At 34.7% G+C, this 9163-nt stretch carries 11 protein-coding genes; 3 read left to right on the forward strand and 8 right to left on the reverse strand.

All coding sequences use genetic code 11. The features are described from left to right. Window positions 1-666 (forward strand): phytanoyl-CoA dioxygenase family protein (locus tag AC07XN_RS21505; protein ID WP_494744544.1); only part of this gene is annotated, 666 nt, incomplete at its 5' end. A gap of 21 nt (window positions 667-687) precedes the next feature. Continuing rightward, window positions 688-960, forward strand: coding sequence for a hypothetical protein (locus AC07XN_RS21510; protein WP_494744545.1), 273 nt, complete (start codon window positions 688-690; stop codon window positions 958-960). A gap of 31 nt (window positions 961-991) precedes the next feature. Here AC07XN_RS21510 and AC07XN_RS21515 read toward each other — a convergent pair whose 3' ends face one another. The 6 genes from AC07XN_RS21515 to AC07XN_RS21540 all read right to left on the reverse strand — a co-directional run bounded on the left by AC07XN_RS21515 (window position 992) and on the right by AC07XN_RS21540 (window position 4506). After that, on the reverse strand, window positions 992-1375 hold the full coding sequence (locus tag AC07XN_RS21515) for a hypothetical protein (RefSeq protein WP_494744546.1): 384 nt from the start codon (window positions 1373-1375) through the stop codon (window positions 992-994). A gap of 90 nt (window positions 1376-1465) precedes the next feature. Then, complete coding sequence (locus AC07XN_RS21520; protein ID WP_494744547.1) at window positions 1466-2179, reverse strand: NRDE family protein; 714 nt, start codon at window positions 2177-2179, stop codon at window positions 1466-1468. A 47-nt stretch (window positions 2180-2226) separates the two neighbouring features. Then, complete coding sequence (locus AC07XN_RS21525) at window positions 2227-2727, reverse strand: hypothetical protein (RefSeq protein ID WP_494744548.1); 501 nt, start codon at window positions 2725-2727, stop codon at window positions 2227-2229. 52 nt (window positions 2728-2779) lie between these two features. Next, on the reverse strand, window positions 2780-3307 hold the full coding sequence (locus tag AC07XN_RS21530) for a YceI family protein (protein ID WP_309912246.1): 528 nt from the start codon (window positions 3305-3307) through the stop codon (window positions 2780-2782). A 5-nt stretch (window positions 3308-3312) separates the two neighbouring features. Continuing rightward, window positions 3313-4044, reverse strand: coding sequence for a hypothetical protein (locus AC07XN_RS21535; RefSeq protein ID WP_494744549.1), 732 nt, complete (start codon window positions 4042-4044; stop codon window positions 3313-3315). A gap of 36 nt (window positions 4045-4080) precedes the next feature. Further along, the gene (locus tag AC07XN_RS21540; RefSeq protein ID WP_309912250.1) at window positions 4081-4506 is read right to left on the reverse strand and encodes a DM13 domain-containing protein; all 426 of its coding nucleotides are present in this window, start codon (window positions 4504-4506) and stop codon (window positions 4081-4083) included. Window positions 4507-4829: 323 nt separating this feature from the next. Between AC07XN_RS21540 and AC07XN_RS21545 the strand changes: the two genes are divergently transcribed. Next, on the forward strand, window positions 4830-5993 hold the full coding sequence (locus AC07XN_RS21545; protein WP_309912252.1) for a sigma-54-dependent transcriptional regulator: 1164 nt from the start codon (window positions 4830-4832) through the stop codon (window positions 5991-5993). A gap of 81 nt (window positions 5994-6074) precedes the next feature. On the opposite strand, the gene AC07XN_RS21550 is transcribed toward AC07XN_RS21545, so the two are convergent. After that, window positions 6075-6644, reverse strand: a complete 570-nt coding sequence (locus AC07XN_RS21550) for a hypothetical protein (protein ID WP_494744550.1) — start codon at window positions 6642-6644, stop codon at window positions 6075-6077. A 124-nt stretch (window positions 6645-6768) separates the two neighbouring features. Next, window positions 6769-8955, reverse strand: a complete 2187-nt coding sequence (locus AC07XN_RS21555; protein WP_494744551.1) for a S9 family peptidase — start codon at window positions 8953-8955, stop codon at window positions 6769-6771. Window positions 8956-9163: the final 208 nt, after the last annotated feature.

A 9163-nucleotide genomic window follows, 5' to 3' on the forward strand; every position in this document is an offset into this window, starting at 1 on the left:
ATTGATAATGTTTTTAGTGACGAAGAAATCAACAATTTATTGTCGCATATCGAAAAAGTAGGCACCATAAAAGATACTTTTAGAAAAACAAAAGATTTATTTGCTATCCGACAGTTCTTTAAAGAAGTCCCAGATTCGGTCAAAATAATTTTTTCGGCTAAGTTGAGACAAATTATTACTGAAATATTTGGTCCTGACTATTTTGTGGTGAAATCTATTTATTTCGATAAACCAGAAGATTCCAACTGGTTCGTTGCTTATCATCAAGATTTAACAATATCTGTAGATAAAAAAGTAGAGATTGAAGGATTTGACCTTTGGACAAACAAACAAAACCAATTTGCGGTACATCCGCCAATTGATATACTTGAGGATAATTTTACAATTCGTATTCACCTTGACGATACTGATGAAGCCAATGGAGCATTAAAAATAGTACCAACATCTCACTTAAAGGGAATTTATAAACCTGAAACGATTGATTGGGCAGTTGAAACTGAGACTATTTGTTCGGTAAAAAAAGGAGGAATAATGTTTATGAAACCATTGCTTTTACATGCCTCAAATAGAACGACGAATAATAAAAAGCGAAGAGTTTTGCACATAGAATTTAGTAGAAAATCATTGCCTCAAAATTTAAATTGGTCTGAGTTATTAATAGTTTAAAACGATGTTAAAATTGAAATCATGAATATATCCCTAAATTCCTCATTTACATTGAATGTGCTTCCTCATAAAGAAAAGATTCGTTTAGTAGTTATCAAAGATGAGCAGGAGTTCGTTTGCAGAATTGAAAACAGAAAAAAACTTAATCAATTCATCACCGATGAATGCTCTTCTATTTTCAAAGGAAGACTACAATTGATTAAAGACAAAGAAGACGTATTTGTACAAGTTAAAGGAGAAATCATTGGTAAAATATCAAAAAATATTTTTGAGAACTCATTAACCGTTGCATAATACTATTGTATTGCTATTATCATTAATACACTTACTTCTTTACTGGGCTTGTAACGAAAACGTAGGTAAATAATAACGCAAACAATACATATATCAAACAAATAAACCATAGGTAGGAAAGAGCGGTATATTGCATTGCTGCTTTTAATAAAGCAATGCCTGCAATAGCAAAATGCATTAAATTACCCATTGCTAATGGTCGAGCATAAATTCCACCGATTAAAACGGTTTTAGCCATCCAGTTCATCATGGCAAAACCCAGATATAATGCCCCAAGTACTTGTAAGATTAAAACAGGAAATGTAGCTTCACTCCCACTTATAGAAGCAATAATTTCTTGTGGAAAAAATGTGCATGAGATACCAATCAGTCCCATCACTACAGCACTAGCAACCATTAAATATTTTGTATTCATTACTAATTTTCTTGAGCTTACATTATACAATGCAAAGATACGCACAGTTAGTGTCTTGCAAGTAAGGTACTAAAAACAAGCATCAATACCTTATAATACTCTATACTTCAACGCTTGTTCAGAAAGCAAATCATGGAAAGAGAAAGATAAATATTGATTTTGTTTTACTACTTGAAATACACATTGTGTTACTAACAGATTTTCCCTGTTTATACGCATATCATTCTCCTCGTCGCCTATTCCTCCATAGAGGTGAAAATCAATTATTTGTTCAGGACTATAATTAGGATGTTTACCTTGAAAATCATCAAACCATTGCTCTCGCTGATGTCTGATTTCATCACTGTATAAGGTAGCCGATGACCAAATATGGGCCTTACTCGCATCTTTCTGAGCATGATGTAAAACTTTACCATCCCAACGAAACTCGCATAGCTTTATATTTTCATTGTCGTTATGAATAACTATCAAAGTAAAATTTTCTATTCCTTCAAATTCGTATTGTGCCAAAAAGTCATCCGTCGAATTAAACTTGAAAAAATCCAGAATCACCTGCCCTCTACTTTGTTTATAAGGAGGATTGTGCTGATGTTTTTCAAATGCTCCGTTTAATAAGCAAAGCGTAAAGTCATCAGAAGTGGCGAACCAAGTACCACCAGCTTGTGCATCTTTCGGGAAAAAAACCTGTTTGCCACTGATAACATACTTCCTAGGAGGTATCGCTTTGGGGCGTGCAAGGGCTTCGTCTCGATTATTGGTCAAGAAAAAACCATTTTTATTAGGCAAATAAGTAAGTACACACATTTTTAATAAATGAGTTGGTATTGATTTACATGAAATTTTAATCTGTTTTAGGCTTCAGCCATTTTGCGATGTTTAATGGTAGAATGAGCCACACCAAAGTCAGAGGAAATGTGAATAGTTGGATACACTTCATTCAACCCAATTTTGATAATCGCCAGATGATGAATAGTATGTTCTATCAGGTAAGTAAGTTCGCGAAAAAAGCTACTTGAAATATCCATTGTCTGTTCTAAACCGAATGCAGATTGAAGGGTTAATGTTCTATCGTGCTGGTAAAAATCCAAGCGATTGGCTACATTCTCTAATACTTCCAAAGCAAAACCCTTATCCCTTTCTATGCGTAAATCTCGTTCACGGGCATCATAGTTTACCATTCCTGTTTCGTACCCTTTTAAAAGACATAAGTAAAATTCAGTAATATGCCTTACGTGTTGTCCAACTGAATGATAATGCAAGGGGGCAAGATTATCTTTATACACTTCGTTTTCTAAACTCTCCATCAAATCAGCAAGCTGTTTGATAATCTCAATGTTAATTTTTTGGAGCATCTTTTTATAGTTTTATGTGAATTGAAAGCAATAATTTGTAAACATTTTCTAGTTACTGAACTACGGCATTGACTAAGATTGTAAATGTCACATCCTCACTCATACCAAGCGTTCCTCCCCCTACGGCCCACTCTCTCCTGTTAATGGTGGTACTTCCTAAAAAGGTAGCATTGTTCCCTTCCTGTTTGAATGTAAATGGTATTTTGACATTTTTGGTAGTTTCTTTAATCGTCAAATCAAAATATCCGACAAAGTCATTGCCGAATTTTTCAATCTTTGTAGATTTCATTTTAATAGATGGATATTTAGCGACATTAAAAAAATCTTCCTTTTCCTTCAAATGTCTGTTGCGGATATTATTGTCGGTATCCAACGTAGACGCCTCTACAGAAGCCACCAAACTTGCATTATTTAAATCATTTGCATCGAATTTCAACACTCCTGAAAAGCCTCTGAATTTACCATTGATGGTAGAGCCTAACATTTTTATTTTAAATGTAACCCCTGCGGTTACGGGTTTCCATTGTTGTGCAAAGGTGCTGATATTTACGAAGAGCAAACAGATTAAGATTTTTTTCATAACTTCTAAAATTTATAGGAAATTGCCACCATTGGCAAAAGGCTTTTATAGCGCCATCGGTCGTTTTGTTGGTTGGCTACAGATACTTTTTTATCGGAAGTATATTCGACAAAAAAGAAACTCAAACCACCCCGTATACCTATTGTATTATTTACCCAATAGCGCAGAAATAATTCTGAGTTTAAACTACCTTTGTCTGAATCGCTTACTAATAATAGATTAAAATTAGTTGGTTTAGCCTCTGAAACGACAGTACCATCATTGAACTTTCGCTTTGAAGCCTTGGCAATTAAATCGCCTGACTGCTTAGTACCAAAACTAAAGCCAATAGCATCTATATTGATACCAACTTCTAATTTTTGAGTAAGGGCGTATTGTAAATTAATAGTAAGATTTAATGCGTTAGCTTGTACTTTTTTTATACTAAAGGTATCAATATTTGCTACAATATCATCTGATACTAATGCTGCAAAATTGGATGTACCCGAGGTTAGGCTTGCGGGAGCTGTTCGTAACTGAATATCATTCGCAAAAAAAGACGTTAATCGTACTCCATATCCTATTTTGAAACGATAAGATTTGCCGATACCAAACATTTGAGTATATGATAGTGCCGGAGAAAATCCTGTTCCTGTAGCTAAAGCCAAATCGGCCGTTTTATAAGACGTATCATAGCCTTGAGCAAAACCTTTGATACAGACAAGACTCAACGATAAACATACAAATATTTTTTTCATTATGCTTGAATTTAATTATTTCATTTAAAAATTTCACTATAACAACTTGGCACTTCCAAACAATACACTAAATTGCCGACACCAAACCAATACGTATTTCTGTTTATCAAGCTTAGCCTCCTGTGGAACATCCAATACAAACGTACCTGTTTTATCAAGTTTTACTACGGTTACGAAATTGGTTGAACGAGTATCCTCAGCTAGATAAATGTATAGGTCTGGTCCTTGTTCAGTTTTAAAGTTTTCAAAGGATAAATATTTCTTGTCAGCGTTATTGCTATCGCTAATTATCTTAACTGTCCCTGAAACTGCATGCGCACCATTTGAAAACATCCCTGTAGCTAATTCTTTCCCTTCTTTTATTTCAGGAGGCTGTACATTATTTACTGGAATGAGTTCAATATTTTTGACACATGAACTTAGTAAAGCAATACTTGAGAAAATGATGAGAAGCGATTTCATTGTTTTATGATGTTGATTACATCACAAATTTGGAAATATCCAAACAATCGCATTGTCGGCTAGGTGACCTAAAGTAAAAATGAGCGTCTATTTCAATAAATGATTACTTAACCGAGAGGAATTGAATTTAATTGAAGCAAAAAAATATGGTAAAACTATGAGCCAAATTTAATTCTTGATGCAAATTTTGCTTTTTTCATTATAAATTTGGTAGAAAGAGCAAAGTAAAGAGGATAAAATTAAGTATTTTTAATGATTACTTCTTAAATTCACAGCATAAATACCTTAAAATTGAAGCTGCACAAAATCCCCAATTCCAATTCATGGCGAAATTATTAATTATTGACGATGAAAAAGCGATTCGAGGTGCTCTGCGAGACATACTAGAGTATGAAGGCTATAATATTGACGAAGCAAACGACGGTGAACAAGGACTAGAGATGTTCAAGCAAAACGACTATGATGTGGTGCTTTGCGATATTCGTATGCCTAAAATCGATGGTCTAGAGCTACTTCAAAAAGCAACAGAATTGGGACGTTCCACACAATTCATCATGATTTCGGCTTTTGGAAATGTAGAAACTGCAGTAGAAGCCACTAAACGTGGAGCCTTCGATTTTATATCTAAACCGCCTGATCTGAATCGTCTTTTAGTAACTGTAAGAAATGCAGTAGAGCGCGGTAAAATGATCATAGAAACAAAAGTTTTGAAGAAAAAAGTTTACCGATTGAATGAAATTGTTGGAGAATCTGTCGCTATTCAAAAAGTAAAAGATATTGCAGACCGTGTGGGGCCGACTGAGGCGCGTGTATTAATTACTGGGCCTAACGGGGCGGGTAAGGAAATGGTTGCGAAGCGTCTGCATGAAAAAAGTAATAGAGTAGGAATGCCTTTGATTGAAGTAAACTGTGCTGCCATTCCTGCTGAATTAATAGAATCAGAATTGTTCGGTCATGAAAAAGGCTCTTTTACTTCTGCCGTTAAACAAAGAATTGGCAAGTTTGAACAAGCAGATGGCGGAACACTATTCTTAGATGAAATTGGTGATATGTCGCTTTCGGCACAATCAAAAGTGCTGAGGGCTTTACAAGAACATAAAATTACGCGAGTAGGTGGTGATAAGGAAATCAAAATCAATGTGCGTGTTTTTGCAGCGACCAATAAGAATTTACAAGTAGAAATTGCAGAAGGACGTTTCCGTGAAGATTTGTATCACCGTTTAAGTGTGATTCCGATATATGTACCCCCACTTAAACAACGCCCAGATGATATTCCTTTGTTAGTAGATAAATTTCTTAATGATGTGGCCGATGAATACGGACAACCAACTAAGCAAATTGAAAAAGAAGCCATGGAGTATTTACAAACTTTACCTTGGACAGGGAATGTTCGGGAATTAAGAAACGTTGTAGAAAGATTAGTCATTATGTGTAATGAATTAATTACAGTGGAGGACGTTAAAATATTTGCTACGCCTGTGATTTAGTTTAAGGCTTTGGCTATTAAAAAGGGCAAATTCATTTTGAATGAATTTGCCCTTTTTAATTACACTACTTGTAAAGTCGTGCTACTGTTTAGTTGGTTTTGTCTCTTTCAACTTCTTCTCCACCTTATCAAGCACTTCGGTTTTCCAGTTTTTATCTGTTTTAGCTGTTTCTTCTTTTTTCTCGGTATTGACTGAAAAGCCTGTTCGGTTTACGATTTTCCACTCGCCTTTTATCAATTCCATTATCCTCAGCTCTTTGGTTGCTACCTTTTTACCGTCTGTGATTTTTGTTTGGTCGAAACTAAGCCATACATAGGTTGGATTTACTTTTCTAAAATTAAAATTCTCTCTGGTATAACTTGCCTTAGTCACTTTAGGGTTCTGACCGAAATAAGTAATAACAAACTTGCTGATATTATCCCAATTTTCTTGTTGTGCTGTTAATTCTTTATCTACCACAGCCCAATAGGTTTGTGCTGTTTGTCGAAAACAAAGGCTCCATTTTTCAAAATTCCTTGCATTAAAATAGTTAGCCTCATCGGCTATCACTTGCTTTATTTGTCCTTGTTCTTCGGGACTAGTAATATTTTGTGCAAAAGTATTATGCAGGCAAAGTAGACAGGCTACTAGTAGTAAAAAACGAAGGTTCATGGTGATGCGAATGATTAAAAGGTATAATAAATTCTTTATTCCTAGCGAGTGACTTAAGTCACTCGCTAGGAATAATTATTAGGTCACCGACAGCCAAAAGCCGAAGACCGATAGCCCATAGCCCTTATAAATTCTTCTCAATAAAATTAGTCATCATTGTATAAAGGTGGAAACGAGTGTTACCTCCATAAATACCATGATTCTTGTTTGGATAATAAAACGATTGAAACTGTTTATTAGTCTTAATCAACGCTTCTTCTAGGGCTATTGAATTCTGAAAATGTACGTTATCATCTCCCGTTCCATGTACTAATAGAAAATTCCCTTTTAAGTTTTTAGCATAGGTAACAGGCGAGTTTTCATCATAGCCCTTTGCATTTTCCTGAGGAGTTCTTAAGAATCTTTCAGTATAAATACTATCATAAAAACGCCAGTTCGTAACTGGAGCAACAGCAATGGCTGCTTTGAAATAATCAGCACCTTGGAACAAACAATTTGATGACATATATCCACCATAACTCCATCCCTGAATCCCGATTCTAGTTTTATCTACATAAGGCAAACTTCCCCAATATTTTGCAGCTTCTATTTGGTCTTTTACTTCTAGCTTTCCTAAATTCAGGTAAGTACATTTCTTAAAATCTGCTCCTTTTCCACCAGTTCCACGGTTATCTACACAAGCAACGATGTATCCTTTCTGAGCTAAATGCTGATACCAAAATGAATTAAAACTATCAAACTGATTTAATACCTGCTGACTTCCCGGTCCACCATATAGAAACATAAATACTGGATATTTTTTCTTAGGGTCAAAATTAGTAGGCTTAATCATCCATGCGTTCAACTCAATGTTTTCAGATGTTGTGATAGTCATAAACTCCTTTTTCGCTAAATCATAAGTTTCAAGGGTTTTTCTTAGTTCAGCATTGTCTTCTAACACTTTTACTAATTGTCCCGATGGGGCTTTGTGTAAACTTACCTTTACTGGAATATTCGCCGCCGAATGATTGAGGATGTAGTATTTAAAATCATTGCTGAAATTAGCACTATTCATACCCTTCTCTTGCGAAAGCTGTTTTTTGTTTTTCCCATCTAAAGAAATACTAAATAATTGGCGTTCGGTATTAGATAATTCGGTAGACGTAAAGTAAAGTGTTTTTGTTTTTTCATCAATCCCATAAAAATCATCTACTTCCCATTTACCAGTGGTGATTTGCTGTATCAATTTACCCGTAATATCATAATGATAAAGATGTTTGAAACCGTCTTTTTCCGAAGATGCAATGAATGATTTCCCGTCAGACAAATACGTTAAATCATCCGCAAAATGTTCAACATCTACATAGGTTCTACTTTCTTCTGTATGAATTACTTTAGTATTACCCGTTAAAGCATCAGCGTGAAGAATATCCAAATGGTTTTGTAAACGATTCAATTTTGTGATAGACAACACATTAGCATCCTGTGTCCATCGAATCCTTGGCACATAAATATCAGTATCGTAACCAATATCCATTTTAGTGCTTTTTACTTCATTCAGGTGATACACCGAAATAGCTACTTTAGAATTTGCTTCTCCTGCTTTTGGGTACTTATAACGGTAATCTGTAGGATATAATTTACCCCACATTTGCAAATTATATTCTGGTACATTGCTCTCATCAAAAGTATAATAGGCTATTTTCTTGCTATCGGGTGACCATTGAAAGGCACGAGCAAAAGAGAATTCTTCTTCATAAACCCAGTCGCAAGCACCATTGATAATATGATTCCATTTTCCATCATTCGTAATTTTCTGCTCTGTCATAGTACTTAAATCTACGATAAATAAGTTGTTTTGACGCACAAAAGCTACTTTAGAACCGTCAGGAGAAAAAGTAGCAAACATTTGTTTCCCTCCGCTAGAAAGTTGAACAAGTTTCTTTGTTTTCAAATCATATACAAAATTTTCTTCTTTAGAACTACGACGATAGATAGGCTCTGATTCTGTACTTATCAATAATTTTTGTTCATCTGCAGAAAGTGCATAGTCATCTATTACTATTTTTTTTCCTAGATTTTCTACACTTACTGCTTCATTAAAGATGGTCTCTACTGCCGCACCATCTGTCACTTGATATTTGATAACTTTGCCATTATCAAGGGCAGTATAAAATGCACCATCTTTCATCCAATTGACATTTTCTACTTGTTTTTGGTTGAAAGTATATTTAGTCCAAATATCTTCTAAGCTAACTTTCTTTTTTTGTGCAAATACTGGTGTATTCACAGCGTAAATAATGATGAAGGCAATATAAAGCAGTTTTTTCACGAATATTATGGGGCTTGATTATTGATTGGTTGATTTCTGGAAAGTTTTTCATTCAAACTAGAAAACCTTTCTATGTTATTGTCAAAGATAAAAAAAATAGAGGAAAAGGCTGTTAGAAAGCTTGATTAAGCTAAAACAAACATGAGTCATCCCGAATTTTGGGCAAAATTTGTCCACAAGATATTGTGAATGGCTATTCTTATTCTGT

The sequence above is a fragment of the Arcicella sp. GW458-12-2-14-TSB2 genome (genome assembly GCF_059423785.1).

What these genes read in the sequence shown, in the direction of transcription:
- AC07XN_RS21510 (WP_494744545.1), top strand. Translation starts at nt 688, where the DNA reads ATGAATATATCCCTAAATTCCTCATTTACATTGAATGTGCTTCCTCAT.
- AC07XN_RS21520 (WP_494744547.1), bottom strand. Translation starts at nt 2,179, where the DNA reads ATGTGTGTACTTACTTATTTGCCTAATAAAAATGGTTTTTTCTTGACC.
- AC07XN_RS21530 (WP_309912246.1), bottom strand. Translation starts at nt 3,307, where the DNA reads ATGAAAAAAATCTTAATCTGTTTGCTCTTCGTAAATATCAGCACCTTT.
- AC07XN_RS21535 (WP_494744549.1), bottom strand. Translation starts at nt 4,044, where the DNA reads ATGAAAAAAATATTTGTATGTTTATCGTTGAGTCTTGTCTGTATCAAA.
- AC07XN_RS21550 (WP_494744550.1), bottom strand. Translation starts at nt 6,644, where the DNA reads ATGAACCTTCGTTTTTTACTACTAGTAGCCTGTCTACTTTGCCTGCAT.
- AC07XN_RS21525 (WP_494744548.1), bottom strand. Translation starts at nt 2,727, where the DNA reads ATGCTCCAAAAAATTAACATTGAGATTATCAAACAGCTTGCTGATTTG.
- AC07XN_RS21515 (WP_494744546.1), bottom strand. Translation starts at nt 1,375, where the DNA reads ATGAATACAAAATATTTAATGGTTGCTAGTGCTGTAGTGATGGGACTG.
- AC07XN_RS21545 (WP_309912252.1), top strand. Translation starts at nt 4,830, where the DNA reads ATGGCGAAATTATTAATTATTGACGATGAAAAAGCGATTCGAGGTGCT.
- AC07XN_RS21540 (WP_309912250.1), bottom strand. Translation starts at nt 4,506, where the DNA reads ATGAAATCGCTTCTCATCATTTTCTCAAGTATTGCTTTACTAAGTTCA.